Genomic DNA, 21,224 nt, shown 5'->3' with positions numbered 1-21,224 from the left:
TTTCCAAAAGGAGTACCTTTCATGAGCCTGAATATCGATCAGATGGCTTTACGTCAATTGATCAAAGATGACAATCAAAAATTTAGCATGGTGCTACGAGATTCTTTGCTGTCAACCGACACGGTTGTCAAAGAGATGATGACCGAGTTACACCGTGTCTACAGTACAAAAAGCAAAGCTTATGGACAGTTTGATGAGCAAAGTGAGTTAGCTAATGCATTAAAACTCAGTCGTAAGGGTGATGGAGATTTCTTAAGTTTTACTCACACAGCTACAGGTCGTCTACGTGATGAACTAGCAAAATATTCGTTTGCTGAGAGTGGAACTCTACTGTTCTGTCAATACCGCTATCTAGCTGTCGAGTATTTGTTGATCGCGTTTCTTAACAGTTGTAATAGTATGCGTGTTGATGAACAGCTTGATCTGAGCATCACACATCATCTGGATATTAACCATGCCGATATTGTGGCTCGTATTGATTTGACCGAATGGGAAACTAACCTGCAATCGAAACGTTATCTCACTTTCCTAAAAGGACGAGTAGGACGCAAAATATCCGATTTCTTTATGGATTTCCTGGCGGCCACTGAAGGTTTAGACACTAAAGCACAAAATCGTGGCTTATTACAGGCAGTTGATGACTATTGTGCTGATGCGCAATTAGATAAAAAAGAGCAGCAATCGTATCGACAGCAAGTGTACAGTTATTGTAATGAACGATTACAAACTGGTGAAGAAATTGAACTACATGCATTATCACAAGAGCTACCTGTTTTAGGCGAGAAAAATCTTCAGCAGTTTTCTAATGAACAGGGATACGTTCTTGAAGAAAGCTTCCCGGGAGATCGTACAACATTACGTCAATTGAAGAAATTTGTGGGGAGCGGAGGGGGTTTAACTGTCAATTTTGATGTGCAGCTGCTGGGTGAACGTGTTCTTTGGGACGCAGCGACTGACACATTGACCATCAAAGGCACGCCTCCGAATTTACGTGATCAGCTAAGGCGCTCTTCGGGTGGGAGTACAACATCATGAAGTCTTGGTATTTACTCTATTGTAAACGCGCTCAACAGTTACGTGCGCAAGAACATTTGGAACGACAAGGAGTCGTTTGTTTGACACCGACAGTGGAAATGGAAAAAATTTTCCGCAGAAAACGGATCACGGTAACTGAGCCTTTATTCCCTAACTATTTATTCACCGAGTTTAGCCCTGAAAATATTCATACCACAACGATCAAAGCCACTCGTGGTGTTAGCCATTTTGTACGTTTTGGAATACATCCGGTGATTATTCCACAATTGGTCATTGATGATATAAAGTTACATATGATGCATAAAATGTCTGATCCTAGGCTGCCGGTACTGGGTGACGTTGTACGGGTTACTGAAGGAATTTTTGCTGGATTACAGGCTATTTATACTGAACCGGATGGAGAAACACGCTCAATCCTATTGTTGAACATGCTTAATAGCCAAGTGACGCAAAGTTTGGACAACCGTCATTTTGAGAAGTAAGAACGTTTATCCTAAGCAGACATTACTTAGAACCTATGCGAAATCGTCAGGCGGTATTATCTCCCCAATATTAATGTTGCTGACATTAGCGGGATTAGAGCAACACATTAAACAAGCGGTGCCCAAAAAGTCTGATAAAGTGAATTTTATCTCCTATCCTGATGACTTCGTTATCACTCTGTGCATCAATAAAAGTGTTGGAGAATACGATAAAACCGTTAATACCCGCGTTCCAAAAAAAACGTGGTTTGTCACTCTCGATAGAGAAGAAAACGATTACGCATATTAGTAAGGGATTTGGTTTTTTGGGGTTCAATATCCGTAAACACAAGGAAAAATTACTGATTAAACTAATTAAATACAATGTGTTAATGTTTATTCGTAACACCAAAGAAGCCATTAAGTCTCTCCCGAGCAAGATTACTGGTGAATTAATCAAGATCCTCAGTCCCAAATTGTGGGAATGGGGAAACTATTACAAGCACAGTGATCTCTAGCTATGTAGGCAGCGAGATATTCAAAGTATTACCCCGATGGTCAACGCTAAGGTATCCGAATAAAGGTACAAGAGGGTTAGTTAAAAAGTATTTTTTACCAGAACACGCCTGCCGATGGCGTTTTCCAGGTAAACGTGCCAGCAAGGACGTCGATCACCAGGAATTGTAGTAGCTCAAACTTAACCTGACAGACACAAGCTAAGCGATCGAATTTGTCAGAGTAGTCTGAGTGTGCGATGGTTCAAATAAATTATCGAGTTGTTTTTCTTTTACTAACTCTTTTGATGCAATCCAAGTTTCCCAGGGGGTTTTGCCATAACAATACCAGCCTGAATGAGGTCGCTCTCTGTTGTAGAATGCGAGCCATTTATCGATGTCTTGCTGAATGTCTTCCAATGATGAATAAATTTTACGCCGAAACATCACGTCATAGCCTTCATTTTTCATCGTCTTATGAAACCGCTCACAGATACCATTAGTCTGCGGGCTGTATGCCTTGGTCCGCGTATGCTCGATATCTTCTAGCTCCAGGTAAAGCTGATACGCATGGGTTTCCTTTTTCCCCGAGTATTCTGACCCTCTGTCGGTCAGGATACGCAATAAGGGAACCGCTTGCTCATCATGTAATGGCAGCACCTGATCGTTTAACATATCTGCGGCAACCAAGGCATTTTTCTCTGTATATACCCAAGTGAAATCAAGATGCAGGATTTAGCGCCTGGAAATTATCGGTTAAGCGAGATACCAGAGAACTTGCCATTTGTGGTAGCTTCACCTCAAAGAAGTTTAAGATATCGTTCTTAAAACTCTGTTTAGATGGGTAATATCTATTGTTTCGTGTTTGCTCATTCATCACCTTCCACAATCGCTCTATCGGGTTTAGATTCGGGCTATACGGCGGAAGGTAATGAAGCTAGATATTCAACGTAAAGCCATTCAAAAATAAAATAAATTATTTAAAACAAACAGATATATTATTTTAGATTAAATAATAGGCAACAAAACACGACAAAACACCACTTTTCAGTCACTATTTATCAATATGTTGCCTCTTCATTTCGACCTGTCCTTGCACTGAGCGAAGGTTCCTTTCTGTCATTCATCGTCAAATAACTCACTTTTCCAGCATCCAAGGTAGCCTTGTTTGAAACCTGTTTTATAGACATCGACCATGTTATTTTTTTCTTGGACCTTCATGTCACCAATTTGACACTTTTAAAAATAGGCAATAAAAAAATGTCATGTATTCAATAGGTTGTTCAGGTATCAAAATTCGCTATTTATTTTGAAGGAAGATTTGATGGTAAAATTATGATCTAGCCTTTATGCTGACATAGAATTCTAAACACTCTCTCATTTTTTTCACGCCTACGCCCTAAGCAATCCAGATACTCATAAATATTCTATAGATAAAAATTACTAATATAAAATTTAATGATATTAAAAAATTATTTATAGGTAAAAAGACATCTTGTGTTAAACACATTATTTTTTACGAGTAAATAAAATGTATTTAAGGTAATTTACGTTTAGGCTTTTTTTCTTCTTGAACCAATTTATTAATCGATTAAATAGCGTTTCCTTTTTGCTTTGCTTTTTTTGAACCTCTAATGCTTTATTTCTCAACTCTCGTTTTCTCGCTCTGTTCTGTCTATTGCTCATAATGATATCTCCTATTCTCAATAAACTGTATCCTAGGGTGGATAAATTCTTGCGGGATATAGCAATCAAAACCATGTTCATTACAGAATCTTTTAAACTCAGGCAATGAATTAACATCCGATTTTCTGTACATGACTTGCAGATGGTTTTCTATCGTCCGTGGAGAACGATGTAATTTTTCTCCTATCTCTTTGGCGCTTAAGGACTGTAGTATATGAAAGACAATTTTAAGTTCAAATGCTGTAAACAGATCGCTTGGTGGCTCCAATGCGAGTACTGAAGGTGTAACCTTATCTACATATTGTGGCAAAGAAATAAAATCCATTTTTTTTCCATAAAAAACAGTTCCTACGCACTCATTTTTTTCATTATACAAAGGAAATTTTTCATAGAGATACGGTTCTAATTTTTTCTTTCGACCAAAAAAGTGTGTTTTAATGAGCGTGACTCTTTGTCCACTCTTTATCGTTTCTTGATCCTGCTTTTTCAGCTCCGAAGCAAATTCGGCTACCGGCGTGGGGAGTTGCTCATCACGTTTTCCTTCGATTTTAAAGCACGCAGGAATATTTAAAAATTCACGAAAAGCCCGATTAGTGTAAATAAATCGTGATTCACAATCTTTTATGCCCCAAATATCTTCACTATGTTCCATAATAGAAATAAGAGGGAATGATTTTAATGAAGTTTTAATCTTATTCATATTTTTTCTCTTTTTTTAGTTACGTGCATTGTAATATAAATAATTTATTTCACTCATGTTGACAACAATGAGATCATTTATCTGTCTCCCTTTTCCGCCAGTATTGCTTCAGCTTGATCCAGCATTTTTATCAGAGCGTTAATACTCTGTATAGAAGGTCTTCTATCAGCAGGGTGACGCCATGGAAACACGGTATTAAGCCCTGATTGAACCAAAAAATTATCTACTATTTTGATGGGGTCATCGTATCTATAACGTATCTTTGGTTTCAATTTAATCGTCATCATCGTGTCTCCTTTGTGTCCATCCTGACTGTATCCAGCCCGAGTGGATTGATCGAGATTTCAACTTTTTCCCGTGATATTTATATGTCAAATCTATGCCGTCTTTCTTTCCTGTCCTGATAGTCCACACCAACCAGACCACATACAAAATCAAACAAATTACCCAGAATATAATACTGATAGTAAATTCGTTCATGCGATTTTCTCCATTAGACCAGTACAGGCTCCTGCGTTAAAAGCTATCACTTTCACCTAATGCAAATAATTGAGTATCAATTACCTATGTCGGGTAATACTAATGAAAAAGATAAGTGGCACTAGTCTAAAATAGAGGGACTAGCTTTTTTCTGATTTTTATGGTAACCGATATAATATTGACAACTATATATACATAAAGCCTTTGATTTTAAGTCATGTTTTACAAAAAATTTTCAGATAGGAGAAAATTCATTTCTGTTTCTACTGTAGCTTTAGCGTCGTGCCGCAAGTTTAGGAAAAACAATGCGCCAGAAAGTATCCACTCTAGAGTCTCTTCCTGTAAGGATTTTACATAAACGGACTCAGGCAAAAGTGCGTCACAAAAAACTGAATAAGTTAAACACCGTTAACAAAAAATATTACGGGTAGTCTTGTGATATTTACGCAAATAGAGTATTGTTTGCTCCTCGTAGCCTCGGTTTTTTGTGGCCGTTTTCGCTATATTAGGGTATAGGCTCAAACATTTAGGGGGCTACTATGGACGAAGCTAATCACGAAAAGGCAACTGATTCTCAAGGGATTACTGTGAACTCTCTTGAATCACTTTCATTTAAGTCAGTTATGGAAAACAGTGGTCAGTCCTGGGGAATAAAGGATAAGGAATCACGATTTGTCTATATGAATAAAGTGTCTTTGGATGCCCATAATCTGCCGATTGGGTTTGATATTGAAGGTCGATTAGATGAGGAATGTCCTGCCCCTTGGGCCCAGTTTGCCACAGAATTCCGAAAGCATGATCGAGAGACTGAAAAAAACAGAAAAAATGTTGCTATAATTTCAACCCAGTTATGGGGACGTGAGCAAAAACTTGAACCTTACTATATTGAAAAAACACCACTCTATAATGGACTCAATGAGTGTATCGGTACTATTTTTAACGCAAGAAAATTAAATTTTTATTCCTTTTCACAATATGTTGGCAAACTCACTCCTTCTGTATTGATACTAACTCCACCCATAAGCAGGTTCACTGAAAGAGAACTTGATGTGGTGTTTTACCTACAACAATCCTTGCCAGCTAAAGTGATAGCACGGAAGCTTAATGTCTCTCACAATACGGTAGGAAAGTACAAGGATAAAATTTTTCAAAAAGCGGGCGTTTATTCAGTAGACCAATTTAAAGAATTTTGTAGGGAAACGGGGCTTGACCGATATATCCCCAAAAAATTCATACAACCCGGTGTACAGTTCGTTTAATTCCCTATCCAATCTACGTAACGTGAGTCACGTAATACAATGACTCTTATTAGTGAATAGTTAATTCTTTACTCAGGAGGTTGTTATGGATGATGATATCAATCACGCAAAAATACCTGATTCTCAGCGAATTACGGTAGATTCCCTCGAATTATTTTCCTTCAAATCATTTATGGAAATTGGTGGGCAACCTTGGGGGGTGAGAGACAATGAGTCACGGTATGTATACGCTAACGAAGCGGCGCTTGATGTTTTTGACTTACCTGTTAATTTTGATATTGAAGGTCGACTGGATAACGAGTGCCCCGCGCCTTGGTCCGAGTTTGCGGGAGATTTTCAAAGATGGGATAGGGAAGCTGAAAAAGGGAAAAGTGTTGGGATAATTTCAACGCAAGTTTATACCCGAAAAAAGGTACTTCAACCTTATTTCGCCGAGAAATTCCCTCTCTATAAGGAAACGGTTGTTGGTAACGAAATAAAAAAAGAATGCATAGGCACTGCTTTTTATGGAAGAAAATTAAATTTTTGTTCCCTCCCTCAATATGTGAGCAAACTCACACCTTCTATATTAGTATTGGATCCGCCTACAGACATATTCACTAAAAGAGAACTTGATGTGGTGTTCTACTTACACCAATCTTTGCCCAGCAAAATGATAGCCAGAGCGCTTGATGTTTCTCATGATACTATAGAAAAGTACAAAACTAACATTTTTCAAAAAGCAGGGGTTTGTTCAGTAGGCCAATTTAAAGAATTTTGTGAGGCGACCGGTTTTGATCGATATATTCCAAAAAGGTTTATGCAGCCCGGTGTGCAATTTATTTAAAAGCCAAGGTTTGTCTTAGAAATACATCTTTGTTTTTAAAACCTTAGTACCATACGTCCAGGGCTGTCCATCAAAAATTTTACTGCAAAACAGTACGTAAAATTGAGTTTTCTTAATCTAACTTTTTTCGTAACCATTTTATATCCTGGTTAGCAAAGAAGCTAAGCCATGCTAATCGGTCATTTCACTGGAGCCAGTACTGAAGCCATTTTTTGATATGGAAAGATAATTCTCTCATTGAAATTAAAATAATTTTAAATCAATGAGTTATTTGTTTTGAGCATAATTATTGGAGACTTGGCTTAGATTTCCTGCTAATCAGATTTTATAATTTTTAAATAAAAATGATTTTTTGACCTGTTAAGCATGTTGACTCGACTCTTCTAATTTTTCAAAACACGCCTCAAACTCTTCTCTGATTTTTGCTGTCATTCGTTCTATAAACTGATTATGAAAATTAAAACAACATATTGATATTAATGACTATTTCTTAAAAACATAGATCATGTTACACGACGACTGCTCTAGTTGGCTGTCATTGTTGACGGAAATGATGATATCAATTCCCTTTTTATAGAGTTGATCAAGTAATTTTTAATGGGATAGCTCTGATCATATATCCAGAGCCCATTACAAAAACATAAGGCATTCTATCCATACCTTTTTCTAGCCGCTACATTTTTTATACTTCACCAGCAACATCCAGTTCACGTATTTAGTATATTCCCAATCATGCAGTATTTTACGTTAACTTGTGCTTAATCAACCAATTTTTCTATTTTTATGTGGATAAAGGAACCATCCTAGAGCTTGGTTCGAGAAATTTTTGTGGGGCATAGCGCTCATAGCCACGAATTTTACAAAATACCTTAAAATCATACAATGAACCAATCTGCGCCTTTTCATAAACTCCCTGTTGGATACTGTCCACTTTCTGAACAGAAATATGTAATTCTTCCGCTATGCTTTCATTACTGATATTCTGCAACAAGAAAAATATCACATCATATTCTTCATCAGTAAAGAACTCGTCTGGCTTATCATACAGTAGAGAAAGAGGTGATTCTTTTTCGACATATTGCCCAGGTGTAAAAAATGACATCGGATGTGCATGAAGCATTACACCAACGGACTCTTTTCGATCATTTAGTACAGGAGTTCTATCGAAAATATAGGGTTGAATTTTCTTTTCCCGACCAAAACAATGGGTTTCAATTGATGAGACAGTCTGGTTAGCTACTACAGCAAGCTTCTCGTAGTCGCGATATTGTTGAGAAAACTTAGCAAAATCAAGATACGGTAATTTACTGTCAGCAGGCTTGTTTACAGGTAGCTCACTGTCGCTCTTATCTACAATGTTAAATTCCGGTGGTAAATCTAACAGTTCCAGGAACGCTGAATTTGCATACCGATACCGCGAATCAGGGTCTTTGAAAGCCCAAGGTTCGCTGCTGATCTTCCAAAACGCGACAAACTGCGGCGGAATTTCTTTAGGCAGAGACTGAATGTTAATATTTTCAGACATATAGCATCCTGTAAGATTTTTAAAATCATTCTGTAACCACGGGGGAAATCAACTCTAGCACCCAGTAACCATAAGTAAACTATACCCTTAACTATTTGATAAGGTCAAGTAGCCTTAATGAAAGTGCCATCCTTATTGAACGAACGTTTCTTTCTGTGGTGCATCGTAAAATGACTCACTCTCCCAACGTCCAAGGTAGCCTTGTTTGAAACCTGTTTCATAGACATCGGCCATGTTATCCTTTTTTTCGACCTTCATGTCATTAATCTGGCACTTTTAAAAAAGGTAGTTGAAAATTCAGTGTGCAATTGTATGTAAATTATTGATTTCATTGGTGCGCCCTGCTGGATTCGAACCTGTAACCTACGGCTTAGAAAAAATTACAGATCTAGCCCACTACCAAGTAAACGTAGAGGTGAACGGTTTGCCAAATTCATCTATTCCCTCGGCAATACGGGTACGAGATTTTTTAGCCTGTCGGCTGCTGGAATCACTTCTGAGCGCATCTAGTCGGCGTTGTAGTGCCGGAGTACTGGTGCTAGGGTCTAGCAGGTTACTCATATTAAATTCTCTTAGCTTCGCCAACCGAGCCTCTAGGCTTGCAACTTCTCCCTCTGTATCAAAGATATGTGAAGAATCTTCTGTTTGATATTCACCCTCTCTGTGGCGCTCCGTTGACAAGGATCTACTATTCATAGATGTTGCCACCCCAATATTTAGCGAAGAAGAATCAGGAATAGTATTTTGTCTACTCTCGTACTTCCTTTTCAACTGTTCTTGATGCCTTTTTTCTTCTATTTCCGAATTCGCTTTATTTTTTTCCCTCTTTTCATTAGAAATAGCATAACCTTCATACAAAGCATTCGCAGTCTGGGCCCATGTATCTGTTGAACGTTGAGGATCGCCGTGTTGACCAGAACGACTGGTGGAGCCGGAAGGACTTAAACCCACAATGACATCGGCCATAGCATTAACGCTCCTATCGAAAAGGCTTGAAGATACCCTGCTCATGTTTTTCACCATTTGTTGCGTTGTCGTCCTTTGTTTAAGTCCATCTTCTATCCTATCACGGCACCTAGTGGCGAGCGATAAGGCCCGCTGACTCAAACTCGGCTCCCAAGTAACAATCGTTTTTATATGTTGACAGATATTCACTAGCTGTTCTAGCTGCTCTTTTTCAAAAGAAGGCTGATGCATAAATGGCTCTATTACCCGTAGTACCTCATTTAAGCTTTCACAACTATCTCTATTAGTTGATTCGCTGACAGTTCTCTTTATTTCATTATACAAACGAGGAAGCAGCGGCTTTAGTTCGTCAGCGAGACGTTGTGTCACATCACTCCATGCTGATATTTGGGTCATTTCATCTAGATATTGTTGTGTTAGTACTGCATCATCTGTGATGATATTTTTCAACGCTAATAGAAAATCTCCTTTAGCCGTAGATGTTCTCTGACACGTAGAAACTTGAAAGCCATGTTTTTTAAACATGTCTTCTTTTCCCTGTGAAAAAGAATTCATAATAAGAATTTGAGCTCCTTTATCAGCGGCAGGAATAATATATTCCTTAATCTTTTCCTCGAAATCAGCTTCAGATAAATAGACATTGCTGAAATGACCGCTTAATATTATTAAGTCACTTGAACTAATATCAGAATTTTTTAATAACTCCCAACCATCTCCTGCCACAAATTTTGTAGGATTGAGTTTGTTGTTATGAACATGGCTAATAAAGTTTATTTTTTCATCATTAGTTACTTTAGGAAACAGGCGTATATATTGGCATTTTTCACTAGAAAGAATAGACATAGGTAAATGCATAGTATATTCTCCTGATGGCGATTTGTTTATTTTAACAGTGTCTGAATAACTTGCAGTAGCATTTTGCGCAATATAAAATAACGCGGCCAAATGTATTCGAGATTCACTATTTAATGTATCTAGGGCTATTTGTCCATTTTCTATTGGTACCAAAGCACTCGCAATTTCTTCGAAGTACGTTCTTATTTCTTGCCGCAATTCTTTCGCCTTTTCAGAATTACAAAATGTCTGAAGGATTTCTTTTTTTCCTGTATTTTTTTCTGTTTTTTCTTCCGGTCTTAACCCCTGATTTTTATTAATTTCACTATCGATTGATATTGATGGAGGGAGTTTATCAATTTTTATAATAAAATTCTCATCAAAATCAAAACCATGATTTTTGCTAATCTTTAATACTTCTGATTTAATTTCTTTAATTTTTTTCTGTACTTCATTAGGATGATAGACAATTGCTCCTTGCGTTAATGTAACTAACGGATTAATGTCATTAACTATCATTTCTCTCTGAAAGCCTACTGCCCTGATCCAATTAGAATAGGTGCCAGTGCCAGACATTGGTTCTATGACTCTTTTAATAACCGCTTCATCACCGGATTTATGGTTAATAATATCAGCAATCAATTTACCATTAACCTCTTTCAATTCTGCCGATACATTACCTGGCATATTAAAAAATTCCAAACCACGTAAGTCGAGTTTGATGCCTAGCGCAACAATTGCTTCTTTTTTTTGTTGAAGGGTTTGAGTACCATCATTAAATATTTTTTCAGCTTGTTGCAAAAAAGCAATATTACGTCCACCGGCAGCACTTCTACCAGAAACAGGATAAAATGGATCCTGTTTATTCCATGTATTCGTTGAGAACATAACCTTGGTTTCATATTGAGATCCTCTTAAAGCGTATTGAGTGCTTCGTTGAATTTGTGATGACTCTCCCGAGAGCTGTTGATGAGTTCTATTGGCCCCTGTTATGGATCCCAATGTAGAAACGTAGGCGGGGGGTGGGGAAACGATTTGGGCACTGGTAGTTTCTCCTGTCCGTGGGACACGTAGCATAAAATTTACTCCTGTTATTACCATTTATAGACGTCTTTTTTAGGATAATCAATCCAATAAAAATGGAATATCAAAAAACGCTTAAAATCGAATAAACGGAGGCTATTACCGACCAAACTGGGTTATTTGCGATTCATGTCACTGAGCTAAATAGAATATATCAGCCACCCCATTTCCGTTTTCATGATATCCAACCGATTCAGTACCATTCGGTCATGTTTCCATGTATTAAGCGCTATCGTGGCTTCTCTGAGCCAATAAATATATCGCTCCCTCGTATTTTTATTTACTGATTTTTTTGTTACCGTTAATTTATGTGGTTATTTGTCGTCTATTTTTATATAAAATGTCTGATGATAGAAAACATCATCCTACATACGGTAAAATTCATAGACGGGTAGTTATCTTAATCAGGCTATTTTGATACTGGCTGCGTTTTTCATGGTGTAGATATCACCGCTTGCCGTCCAGTTGAACATTCTAAGCTTACCCCGTGTAGATTGTAATCTTAAACCAATTAATACCTCCCCTTCACCTGCCGGGAGGGTGATATCAATATCTTCGTTGACAGCGTTAACATACTCTCCTAATAGCCCCGCCCCGGCTTTCCCAAGGTATTGCACATCCATGCCATCACGGGTTATCGTTGCTCTGACCCAATCGGGTGATACGCTCAAGGCTATCCCTTTCTCTTTTCTCCCTAATAGCAACACTCTTCGTGGTGAGGCTGTTTTTTTATATAAAACAAAGGGAATATTACAGATTGGCTATCGGGAATGCTGCCTTTTTTTGTTTTAAAAAAATTAGGAGACATGTCCAGAATATCCCCTTCTATTTTATCCGCAGACACTGTCCCTTTAAACCAGCCATCGGTGGCATATATCGTCCCTCTGAAGGTGGCATCGTTAAACTCAGCGTGTCCGGCTTTCTCTATTTTCCATCCTGAACGGCCTGCTGCCCAGTTGGTCGACTGGAGAGGCCCACCAATTTTTGTATTAGTGATGGCGGCCTCTTTTATTTTAGCCGTGTCAATGGTCGCATCTTGAATAAAGCCTTCGCGTATAAAGACTTGATTATTTTTTACCGCAAAGGGTGAGAACTTTTTGCCGTTCTGACCGCTTAACAGAATAAAATTATCCGCATTAAAGCCTATTTGTGATTTCACACTGCCACCCTGGGTTTCCACACCCACCACCATACCCGCATCATAATATTTGCCCTGATGATGAATGCCCGCTTTGATGCTGTACAGGGCGTTACCGCCTGATGAGGTAAATTGTGTTGTGGCTTTGGTTTCAATGACGGCGTCGTTGTCACGGAATCGCACGGCAATCACGTTTTGATATTCCGCTAGCGCCTGGGTCGCCGTGGTTTGAGCGCGTTTGACCCGGCTTATCGCCGTTTCATTTTTGCCGAATCGGGCACTTATCCGGTTTTGATAGTCAGCCAGGGCCTGGTTCGCTGTGGCGTGCGCCGTGTGGATGTCGGTTATTAACGCGTCATTTTTATCAAAGCGGGCAGTGATATCCAGGCGGTAAAGGCTGAACGCCTGCTGCGCATAGGATTGAGCCTGTCTGAGTGCCAGCATATCCGCGTTAGCACGGTCAAATTGCGTGTCCATCTCCTCTTTGTAGGTGACAAATGCGGTATCCAGATGCGTGGCGGTCTTTTGCACGTCTTGTGTTTGTAATTGGCTTATTTTGAAGCGGGATTTAAGTCCCTGATTATACCGTTGCAATGTTTTGTCTTGTCGCTCTAGCCTCTCATTCACCTGTAGCAATGTTTCTTCTATCTTGCCTTTTACCTCATTTTCGAGGGTAATACGGGTGCGCGCCTGTTTTTGTTCATTGGCCTGGCTGGTTTTTATGAGCGTATCGAGTTGAGAAGTCAGTCTTTTACCGGCCTGCGTGGTCATAATATCATCACGGATGTGATCGAGCACCATCTCCGCATCGTCACTCGATGCCCCCTGCACCCACGGTGTCCAGGCGCCTTGATTGCCCAGTCGATCGACCAGACGGGCACGAAAGTAAAAGGTTCTCCCCGCAGCCAGACCCTGCATCGTGTAATGACGCTGCGGGTAGGCAATGTCAATCAGTGGCTTCTGATGGGCGTCATGAGCAAAACGGCTGCATTCCACCTCGGTTTTTAAGGTATCTTCGGCGCCCGCAGGAAAGGCCCAATTGAGCGTGATGCCAAACACAATTGGTGTGGTGGTCAAGCCAACCGGTTGGGGTGGTGGATTTTCTTTCCCCTGGAGAGGGATTTCTGGCGTCGTGACCCACAGGCTGGTGCTACCCGTCGCGTTAATGGCTCTCACTCTGGCCTGATAGCACCCAGCATAACTGTTGGGCACCTCAAAGCCGCAAGTCAATACCCGCAGTAGCGGCGTCCAGTTGCCCTTATCCCGCCGCCATTGGGCGTCGTAAGCGGTCGCACCGCTGGCTGCCTGCCAATTAACCTGTAAAGTGGTGACGGCTAAACCTTGAGCAATCACCGCATGGCTGGTCAACGTGATGTGTGTCGGAGGGGGTTGAAGGGTCAACGGAATCACACTGATAGGCCGCTCGTCGAGGCGCGTGCCGCTGTCGATACGTTCATATTTATCGGGGTCATGTTGGACAGCATTAATGCGATAAGTGTTGTCGTTATTGTCCTCGATACGGGTCACCCGGTAGTGCTGAAGGGCTACGTCATCGGCCTCCACCGACCAAATCGCCTCCGGTTGCGGCGTTTCACTGTAAGCCACACTGACGGTGATAAGTTGACCGTTAACCGCGTGGACGGTTCGAGCCTGAGCTGTGCCACTGGGCAGATTAACCAGCAGCCGATCGCCGGGTTTGACGTCAGCGAGTCGATCTAAGGTGATGTCGCAGTCGACGGCGTAACGGATGCGCCCCCCGATTTTTCTACCCGATAACATGTCGTCGGCAACCGCAATGATGTGCCCCGGTAATGGAATCGCGCCATCTAAGCCGACATCAAAGGTCACCAAGCGGTCCTTGGCATTGGTGAGCAGCGCCCAACGACCCCGCCGGTGGGCTTCTGTCTGACGGACACAGCCAATCGCCGTGGTGCTCAGTTGATTAATGCCATAGCGTCGGAACAAGGTTTCATCAGAAACCGCTTCAAGGGTATCCTGATAGCCGTTAGCCGGGTCGCTCCAGCTGACCATCGCCGTGCTGTAGCGGCTTTTTTCTGAGCTGCTGGCGTAGGAAAAACGTCCCTCGATGACATTGGCACGGGTGTACAGGTAATCTCGGTCACGGGGCATGTCGGCCAGGGCACAGAGTTGATTATTCGCCCAGTAGGTCATGCCGCGGAATATCGCCGCCAAATCCCGCAGTACGATAAAGGCTTCAGCCTGGGATTGGATATACCCGTGATCAATGAAGATGCTTGATTTTGAAGTCGATAAGGATCATGCTCATAGCCATGAAAATAGAGCTGACTGCTGACCAGAAAATTACCCTCGAAGCCCAACATCGTCAAAGCCATGACCGCCGTGTCTGTGACAGGATCCGGTGTGTTTTGTTGTCCGCAGACGGCTGGACTCCCCCTATGATTGCTCACTCACAGCTCATTAATGAAACCACGGTGCGGCGCCACCTTACAGACTATCATAAACTCAACAAGCTCAAGCCTGAAAATGGCGGCTCCGATGGCTATCTCAATGCGGAACAGACCACGTCGCTGGTTGAACATCTCACCCAGCCGCTCTACCACCACAATCACCAAATTGTGGCGTATATCGCTGGACGCTGGAACATCACCTTTACCGTATCAGGTCTGTATAAAGGGTTGAAGCAGCATGGCTTTAGCTATAAAAAGCCGAAAGGTGTTCCGCATAAATTTGCCGTTGAGAAACAGCAGCAATTTATAAAGACCTACAGCGAATTGAAAGACGCCGCGGGTAATGACCCCATACTGTTTATTGATGCCGTTCATCCGACACAAGCCACCAAAATAAGCTACGGCTGGATACGAAAAGGCCAGGATAAAACGATAGAGACCACCGGGAGCAGAACGCGGTTGAATATCATGGGAGCCTTGAACATCCAGAATGTGGCTAACCCCATAATCCGTGATGATGAGACGATTAACAGCGAAAATGTGGTTCACTTCCTGTCTGCCATTCGCGCGCATTATCCCATCACGACAACGGCACATGTGATCCTCGAGGGTGCAGGCTATCACCGTTCACAGCTTGTGCAAGACGCCGCGCTTACGTTGAATATCCAGCTTCATTACCTTCCGCCGTATAGCCCGAATCTAAACCCGATAGAGCGATTGTGGAAGGTGATGAATGAGCAAACACGAAACAATAGATATTACCCATCTAAACAGAGTTTTAAGAACGATATCTTAAACTTCTTTGAAGTGAAGCTACCACAAATGGCAAGTTCTCTGGTATCTCGCTTAAACGATAATTTCCAGGCGCTAAATCCTGCATCTTGATTTCACTTGGGTATAGACCGACATCAAAGGTCACCAAGCGGTCTTTGGCATTGGTCAACAGCGCCCAACGCCCCCGCCGGTGAGCTTCTGTCTGACGGACACAGCCGATTGCCGTGGTACTCAGTTGATTGATGCCATAGCGTCGCACCAAGGCTTCATCCGAGACCGCTTCAAGGGTATCCTGATAGCCGTTAGCCGGGTCGCTCCAGCTGACCATTGCCGTACTGTAGCGGCTTTTTTCTGAGCTGCTGGCGTAGGAAAAACGTCCCTCAATGACATTGGCGCGGGTGTACAGGTAATCTCGGTCACGGGGCATGTCGGCCAGGGCACAGAGTTGATTATTCGCCCAGTAGGTCATGCCGCGGAATATCGCCGCCAAATCCCGCAGTACGATAAAGGCTTCAGCCTGGGATTGGATATACACATCACACAGAAAGCGCGGTTCGGTCCCGTTACCCCCTTTGCCATCGGGGACGAATTGGTCACAGTATTGCGCGATGCGATACAGCTCCCATTTATCCACCTGTGCAGCGGTTAAGCGATGGCCGAGGCCAAAGCGCTCGGCAAGCAAAATATCATAGAACACCCAGGCCGGATTATTGCTGTACGCCCATTTGAAAGTGCCATCCCACGTGCCCTTATACGTCCTCGTTGCGGGGCCGTAGGTCGTGGGCACCCGTATTATCCGCATCTTGGGCTCACAGGCAATCACGGGAATGTGCTGAAACTGGCTGGCATCAAATTCGATATACAGCAGAGCGGTGTTGGGATAACGCAACTTGGCATCAATGATTTCGGCCAATGCCTCAATGTGCATGTTATCGGCGAGTCGGTTACTGGTGCTGTTCGGTGTCAGACGACGGACACGGAGTTGCCAACCGGTTTTCGCGTCAGGCAAGTTAATACGGTGTGAACGCTGATACCCTGTACTGGTTTTGCCCTCCACTGCGGTCTTGAGGACAGTATGGTAAGCCCCGCCATCGGTCGCCATCTCTATCTCATACTCAACGCGAGTGCCGTTAACATCGCCGTTATCAGTCTGACGTTGCAGCGCCGGCCAGCTAAATCGAATACGCAGCGCAGATAACTGGGTGTTGCTGATAGCCCGCACCCACGGGGTGTCGGCCTTTAACTCGGTGTTGACCGTAACTTCATTTTCAACGTTCGGCATCCCGGGAATGTAGTCTTGCGATGGGGTGCCGGGGCGGTAGTCCCAGGTGACACCGGTAAAATTAGCGCTGCCGTCTGCATTATTAAGCGGGGTGCCATCCAAATAAATACGGGTGCCGTCTAATTCGCCCGCAAATTCCCCTTCACCCAGGGCCAATAATATTTTAGCTTTGGCGGTAGAATGCAGGCTGTCCGGGGATTCTGTGGGCGTAGGTGGCCGCTGGCTACCGCCTTTGTTTCCTGTGATGACCATAGTTTACCCATAAAAAAAGATCGCCTTGGCGACCTGGATTGTGTTCGCTGTTCTGTTATTTTTACATCTGGTCTTCCGCGTAAATGCCCGCCGAAATCACTGCACCCCCGATACGCCGCTTGCCGTAGCCAATCGGCACCGGATTGCCTTGTGCGGTGGAATTGACGGGCTCCCCGAAGGCGTAGCTGGGCTTGTTATCAGGGTCCTCACGGCGTGATAACCCACTTTGTTGTGGGGATAGCATTTGGATAACCCCGCCGACCATCATGGAAATGCCAACAGGGGCCAAAAATTGAGCGCCGGGGATAAATGACGCCGCCACTAACATCGCACCGATAATGGTTTGAAACAGGCCTCCCCGTTTGCTGCCGATAATCACCGGGGCAATGCGAATATCCTGGCTGCCGTGGGCGCTGGCTAATTCTTCTCTGCTAATATTGTGCTGGCCGTTAAATACTGCAAAGGTCAGGCCTTGTGCTTGACTGCGTAACATAAATTGCTCAAACCCAGGCAGGATAACCGACAGCGCTTTTATCGCTTCTCTGGGGGTCTCGACCGCCAGATGATGTACACGGCCAAACAGGTGCCCGAGTTTTCCGTACAGACGAACGGTGCGTAACGGTTGGTGGAGTGCTGCCATGGTATTGGCTCCCGAAAAATAAAAAAGGCTGCAGGAGTAGCTGGGTGATTTTTATGATGGACCAGTAAGTTAACTGAAAAATCGACAATAGCCCGTCACCTTTAATCTAAGTGAAATCACAAAAATGGGTAGGAAAAATATTTCTAGTAAAAAATCAAGGGTGCATCCTAACGTTGGTAACTTGGAGTGATTTTTGAATTCTTGCTTTTTATTAAGAAACTATGTTATCTATCAGCCTCTCATTCAGCTAACATGTGCCTAAAACTAGGTTTTATCCACGCCAAACAAGTAAAAACCAAAATGGTAATATACTCTAAGGTAATTGCTAAAAATATCAATTAATACTAATTAAGGACAACATAATGAAGCTAAAAACAATTATTGCCTTCACCAGCGTCGCACTTTTTTCTGTTAGTGCAAATGCTGGAAACGAAATGAACTGTCCCTCAATAGCCGATATTTCTGTTGAAAATCCACAGTATTTAGCTACTACACCAGAAGGGCAATGGCTTGCAATAAGAAGAGGCGGTGGACCGGTTAAAAATTTCTCTCAAGCGCTCTATCGACCAATAGAAAAATTAGAAAGAGGCATATTGGTTACTTGCTCCTACGAATTAGAAAAGGGTGATATCGATATGAGATTTTATAAACAAGGTAAGAAACAAGAAGAGAACCTGATAGTATCTATTCCCACCACAAATAAGCCAAACTGGCAAGAAGAGTCAATGGCGCTGGGAGAGAAATTTTATGAATGTGTTAATCAGGATCCGACAAACTGCAAATTTACTGTACTTACTACAGAAAAATAATCGACGATAGGTTGTAGATTATAGCAGGAGAAATTATACATTGATTGTAAAAATCAAAACCAGATAGTGATATTAAATGATATTTATTAATAATCATGTTGTATATTTCCTGCTATGTCTATTTACCCTGTATTCTTTCACAATAACATCTTATGCCTCACCACTTTCACCGTACGCTCTTGCCAATACCCGCCGTAAGGCACGCGCTGGCTGGGTTTGCCATACAGGTGATGCAATAACATACCGTCTGCCAGCAAAATCCCCGCATGATTGGCAACCGGTGCGGATACCTGCATCATCACTACATCACCTGGCTGGTATTCTCCGCTAAATTCACGAAATCCACATTGATACCAATTATCCAGATACCTGTTTTCCTGACCTGATTCCCACCAAGGGTGATCTACCCGATAATCATGCAATTCAATGCCATGCGTCTGGCGAAAATAAGACAGTATCAACCCCCAACAGTCGGTATGCCCCAGCACAAATTCACGCCCTATCAGCGGTAACTCGCCTCGGGGCTGAAGTGTGCGCACATCGCCCTCGGGCCAACTGACGATATGCCAGGGCAGTTCGCTGTTATCACATTGTGCTCTGTCCAGTTCAGAGGGTTGACTCGTGGCATCGGGGATGACTGTGCACGATCGCAGTGACGGTGCCCCAGTTTTCGGCATCCATGTAGCCTTGAGGATCAAGATGAAACTGTTCCTCTGGCTTGGCTGCTAAATTGTTGCAAGGGAAATAACACTCTTGTCGTGATTGCTGCGCGATGACACCACAACACTCGTTGGGATAAGCGGTAGCAGCGTGATCCAGCATAGCTTGCAGCGTTTTTTTACGCATCCTTACCTCTTGATCAGTGCAGAACCGGGGAAGCCGCCAAAAGGTAACGGATTATGTTTGCCGAACCGTTTTTTACATTCCACCAATCGACCCGTGCATCTGTCCTGGGTCGGATCATCAGTGGGATCACCCTGCTCATCAAAATACTGGCTACCCGCGTAATCACAGCCGTTACCGCTGCGGTAGTCACCACGCATTGCCCAGGTGCACAGTGAATGAATTTGCCGTGTAGGAATTAACAAACCTTGCAAATCCGCCGGGCTGGAGAGGGTAAACTCAACCATCTCGCTGGTTTCCATGGATTTACTGTCAATGGTGTAGACCTGGACTTTTTCTTGTGTCGGATCGTCTTCAGGATTGCCTTGTGGAAAATTACGCGCATCCAGATAATGTTTGAAGGTGTCGTGAATAATCACCTTGGCTTGTACCATGTCGTCAAATTTCAGGCACAGCGCAGTGATGCTGCCATCGAGGTTGGCAACGGTTAATCTGGGCTGTGCTTGTTGTCCATCACTGGCGGTTTCCAGTCCTTCTATCTGTACCGGCCAGGGAGCATATTCCTTACTTTGCCACCAGATGGATTTTGCGTTGAGCTTGGTTTCATCAGTTGCAGCGGTGGTCAGTTCTTCCGGTGTATGGGCTAAAGTATCGGCGTGGAAGCGTAAAATAGTTGCCTGGAACGCAGTGCCATCGACTTCGAACAGACGAATGCGATTGCCTGGCAACAGACGTTGCAGGTCAGTGTGGGTTGTCATGGTGTTACCCAGTAGAGTAGTGATTGATATTAATGTAAGTTTCACAAATGGATTACTCAGCTCAAGAAAAGGCTGAGGGATTTCAGTAAAAAAGAAATGCTTAATGAAATCGTGAGAACTAAAAATTAAAATTGCCTCACATAATTGGGGATTTGGTTACAGATTTGACAGCATTACAACGCGACTATCTCGTAGAATACGATTTTTTCTTGTACGATCTAATAAGGAATTATTGTGCCTATAGATTCCATAAGCAGAAATACATTAAATACTCAAGTGCCAAGCACAGATACCTTCATAGATGAGGTTAATAGACCATTCCAAGGGAATTCTCCTGATATCATCAGGAACCAGAATATGTACCACGCAGCATCCACAGCTATAGGTTCTGAGGAAAAAAAGCTCGATCCTCTATCAATTATTGCAGCCAGAGCGTATATAGTGAATGGGAAGCCCTTCGTATTAAATTTACATCCAGAGATAAAAACACTCTTAATATATGCGAAAAATCACTCCGAGTTGGCTACCCTACTCCTCGATCATGGTGTGGATAAGTCAGAGCTGGTCAACTATCTCCTAGAAAATGAACTGAAACCTGATAGGGTATCCGATATGTGTGAGATCAAGGATGACGATATGAAGAAGAATGTACAGAGAATATACAATTTTCACTTAAGCATAAAGCTTCTTAATCAAGGCTTAAGCCCCGAGCAAGTTGCTCTAGAACTTGAGATCGATATCAATGATAACGACGATCTTTCTCCGTGGTCTATATTGAAACAGACAGCTGCATTAAATACACAGAGTGTCACTTGAATCCAGCTAGCAATTTGTATAAACAACGATGACCCCTCCTTACCAGAGATTCTTGACTATTACAAAACTATCCAAGAACTTCAAGATAACAACTGATATTTTTACAAAGCTAACATTGGATAATTTTCTGCAAA

The 21,224-nt window shown here is 42.5% G+C and carries 16 protein-coding genes and 5 pseudogenes; 8 read left to right on the top strand and 13 right to left on the bottom strand.

What is annotated here, in order from left to right; genetic code table 11:
* The first annotated feature begins 21 nt into the window (after positions 1-21).
* The 3 genes from yejK to AAHH42_RS07185 all read left to right on the top strand — a co-directional run bounded on the left by yejK (position 22) and on the right by AAHH42_RS07185 (position 2,014).
* A complete protein-coding gene (gene yejK, locus AAHH42_RS07195) occupies positions 22-1,035 on the top strand; it encodes a nucleoid-associated protein YejK (protein ID WP_342221960.1) in 1,014 nt (337 codons plus the stop codon).
* On the top strand, positions 1,032-1,517 hold the full coding sequence (rfaH, locus tag AAHH42_RS07190; RefSeq protein ID WP_072549718.1) for a transcription/translation regulatory transformer protein RfaH: 486 nt from the start codon (positions 1,032-1,034) through the stop codon (positions 1,515-1,517). The genes yejK and rfaH overlap by 4 nt, the downstream gene beginning before the upstream one ends.
* Positions 1,518-1,711: 194 nt before the next feature.
* Entirely contained in the window at positions 1,712-2,014 is a 303-nt protein-coding gene (locus AAHH42_RS07185) for a hypothetical protein (RefSeq protein ID WP_162860037.1), read from the top strand.
* 215 nt (positions 2,015-2,229) lie between these two features.
* Here the strand turns inward: AAHH42_RS07185 and AAHH42_RS07180 are convergent.
* From AAHH42_RS07180 to AAHH42_RS07165, 4 genes and pseudogenes are all read right to left on the bottom strand, one after another.
* Positions 2,230-2,701 (bottom strand): annotated as a pseudogene (locus AAHH42_RS07180) (integrase core domain-containing protein); the annotation flags it as partial.
* 10 nt (positions 2,702-2,711) lie between these two features.
* A pseudogene (locus AAHH42_RS07175) lies at positions 2,712-2,927 on the bottom strand (transposase); the annotation flags it as partial.
* A 738-nt stretch (positions 2,928-3,665) separates the two neighbouring features.
* Complete coding sequence (locus tag AAHH42_RS07170) at positions 3,666-4,376, bottom strand: helix-turn-helix transcriptional regulator (protein ID WP_119797480.1); 711 nt, start codon at positions 4,374-4,376, stop codon at positions 3,666-3,668.
* Between the two features lie 77 nt (positions 4,377-4,453).
* Positions 4,454-4,663, bottom strand: coding sequence for a hypothetical protein (locus tag AAHH42_RS07165; protein WP_119797481.1), 210 nt, complete (start codon positions 4,661-4,663; stop codon positions 4,454-4,456).
* Between the two features lie 732 nt (positions 4,664-5,395).
* On the opposite strand from AAHH42_RS07165, the gene AAHH42_RS07160 reads away from it, so the two are divergent.
* Complete coding sequence (locus AAHH42_RS07160) at positions 5,396-6,115, top strand: helix-turn-helix transcriptional regulator (protein ID WP_119963785.1); 720 nt, start codon at positions 5,396-5,398, stop codon at positions 6,113-6,115.
* A gap of 85 nt (positions 6,116-6,200) precedes the next feature.
* Entirely contained in the window at positions 6,201-6,941 is a 741-nt protein-coding gene (locus AAHH42_RS07155) for a LuxR C-terminal-related transcriptional regulator (protein WP_342221959.1), read from the top strand.
* A gap of 781 nt (positions 6,942-7,722) precedes the next feature.
* On the opposite strand, the gene AAHH42_RS07150 is transcribed toward AAHH42_RS07155, so the two are convergent.
* The 5 genes and pseudogenes from AAHH42_RS07150 to AAHH42_RS07130 all read right to left on the bottom strand — a co-directional run.
* Complete coding sequence (locus AAHH42_RS07150; protein ID WP_119797483.1) at positions 7,723-8,466, bottom strand: PAS domain-containing protein; 744 nt, start codon at positions 8,464-8,466, stop codon at positions 7,723-7,725.
* 396 nt (positions 8,467-8,862) lie between these two features.
* On the bottom strand, positions 8,863-11,343 hold the full coding sequence (locus tag AAHH42_RS07145; protein ID WP_342221958.1) for a hypothetical protein: 2,481 nt from the start codon (positions 11,341-11,343) through the stop codon (positions 8,863-8,865).
* A 410-nt stretch (positions 11,344-11,753) separates the two neighbouring features.
* On the bottom strand, positions 11,754-12,020 hold the full coding sequence (locus AAHH42_RS07140) for a hypothetical protein (RefSeq protein WP_342221030.1): 267 nt from the start codon (positions 12,018-12,020) through the stop codon (positions 11,754-11,756).
* Between the two features lie 23 nt (positions 12,021-12,043).
* On the bottom strand, positions 12,044-12,931 hold the full coding sequence (locus AAHH42_RS07135; protein WP_342222034.1) for a phage tail tip fiber protein: 888 nt from the start codon (positions 12,929-12,931) through the stop codon (positions 12,044-12,046).
* A 258-nt stretch (positions 12,932-13,189) separates the two neighbouring features.
* Positions 13,190-14,722: pseudogene (locus AAHH42_RS07130) on the bottom strand (host specificity protein J); the annotation flags it as partial.
* 56 nt (positions 14,723-14,778) lie between these two features.
* Here AAHH42_RS07130 and AAHH42_RS07125 point away from each other — a divergent pair.
* Positions 14,779-15,801: an IS630 family transposase gene (locus tag AAHH42_RS07125; RefSeq protein WP_119797033.1), complete on the top strand. Its 1,023-nt coding sequence runs from the start codon at positions 14,779-14,781 to the stop codon at positions 15,799-15,801.
* A gap of 13 nt (positions 15,802-15,814) precedes the next feature.
* Here the strand turns inward: AAHH42_RS07125 and AAHH42_RS07120 are convergent.
* Positions 15,815-17,224: pseudogene (locus AAHH42_RS07120) on the bottom strand (host specificity protein J); the annotation flags it as partial.
* 61 nt (positions 17,225-17,285) lie between these two features.
* Positions 17,286-17,864 (bottom strand): tail assembly protein, encoded by a 579-nt coding sequence (locus tag AAHH42_RS07115; protein WP_342221957.1) that lies wholly within the window; start codon positions 17,862-17,864, stop codon positions 17,286-17,288.
* Positions 17,865-18,226: 362 nt separating this feature from the next.
* Here AAHH42_RS07115 and AAHH42_RS07110 point away from each other — a divergent pair, with 362 nt between their 5' ends.
* Positions 18,227-18,673 (top strand): DUF3757 domain-containing protein, encoded by a 447-nt coding sequence (locus AAHH42_RS07110; protein WP_342221956.1) that lies wholly within the window; start codon positions 18,227-18,229, stop codon positions 18,671-18,673.
* Between the two features lie 137 nt (positions 18,674-18,810).
* Here the strand turns inward: AAHH42_RS07110 and AAHH42_RS07105 are convergent.
* Positions 18,811-19,519 (bottom strand): annotated as a pseudogene (locus AAHH42_RS07105) (C40 family peptidase).
* Positions 19,520-19,521: 2 nt separating this feature from the next.
* Positions 19,522-20,274, bottom strand: coding sequence for a phage minor tail protein L (locus AAHH42_RS07100; RefSeq protein WP_342221955.1), 753 nt, complete (start codon positions 20,272-20,274; stop codon positions 19,522-19,524).
* A 234-nt stretch (positions 20,275-20,508) separates the two neighbouring features.
* Here AAHH42_RS07100 and AAHH42_RS07095 point away from each other — a divergent pair, with 234 nt between their 5' ends.
* On the top strand, positions 20,509-21,090 hold the full coding sequence (locus AAHH42_RS07095) for a hypothetical protein (RefSeq protein WP_342221954.1): 582 nt from the start codon (positions 20,509-20,511) through the stop codon (positions 21,088-21,090).
* Positions 21,091-21,224: the final 134 nt, after the last annotated feature.

This window comes from Candidatus Fukatsuia endosymbiont of Tuberolachnus salignus, from assembly GCF_964030845.1.
In the GTDB taxonomy this organism is placed as follows: domain Bacteria; phylum Pseudomonadota; class Gammaproteobacteria; order Enterobacterales; family Enterobacteriaceae; genus Fukatsuia; species Fukatsuia symbiotica.
The sequence above is the reverse complement of the archived record's forward strand: the minus strand, read 5'-3'. Positions and strand labels throughout refer to the sequence as shown.

Coding starts and splice junctions, on each gene's coding strand:
- AAHH42_RS07100 (WP_342221955.1), bottom strand. CDS start 20,274: ATGACAACCCACACTGACCTGCAACGTCTGTTGCCAGGCAATCGCATT.
- AAHH42_RS07135 (WP_342222034.1), bottom strand. CDS start 12,931: ATGCTGGCACTCAGACAGGCTCAATCCTATGCGCAGCAGGCGTTCAGC.
- AAHH42_RS07125 (WP_119797033.1), top strand. CDS start 14,779: ATGAAAATAGAGCTGACTGCTGACCAGAAAATTACCCTCGAAGCCCAA.
- rfaH (WP_072549718.1), top strand. CDS start 1,032: ATGAAGTCTTGGTATTTACTCTATTGTAAACGCGCTCAACAGTTACGT.
- AAHH42_RS07115 (WP_342221957.1), bottom strand. CDS start 17,864: ATGGCAGCACTCCACCAACCGTTACGCACCGTTCGTCTGTACGGAAAA.
- AAHH42_RS07110 (WP_342221956.1), top strand. CDS start 18,227: ATGAAGCTAAAAACAATTATTGCCTTCACCAGCGTCGCACTTTTTTCT.
- AAHH42_RS07165 (WP_119797481.1), bottom strand. CDS start 4,663: ATGATGACGATTAAATTGAAACCAAAGATACGTTATAGATACGATGAC.
- AAHH42_RS07150 (WP_119797483.1), bottom strand. CDS start 8,466: ATGTCTGAAAATATTAACATTCAGTCTCTGCCTAAAGAAATTCCGCCG.
- AAHH42_RS07160 (WP_119963785.1), top strand. CDS start 5,396: ATGGACGAAGCTAATCACGAAAAGGCAACTGATTCTCAAGGGATTACT.
- AAHH42_RS07155 (WP_342221959.1), top strand. CDS start 6,201: ATGGATGATGATATCAATCACGCAAAAATACCTGATTCTCAGCGAATT.
- AAHH42_RS07145 (WP_342221958.1), bottom strand. CDS start 11,343: ATGCTACGTGTCCCACGGACAGGAGAAACTACCAGTGCCCAAATCGTT.
- AAHH42_RS07170 (WP_119797480.1), bottom strand. CDS start 4,376: ATGAATAAGATTAAAACTTCATTAAAATCATTCCCTCTTATTTCTATT.
- yejK (WP_342221960.1), top strand. CDS start 22: ATGAGCCTGAATATCGATCAGATGGCTTTACGTCAATTGATCAAAGAT.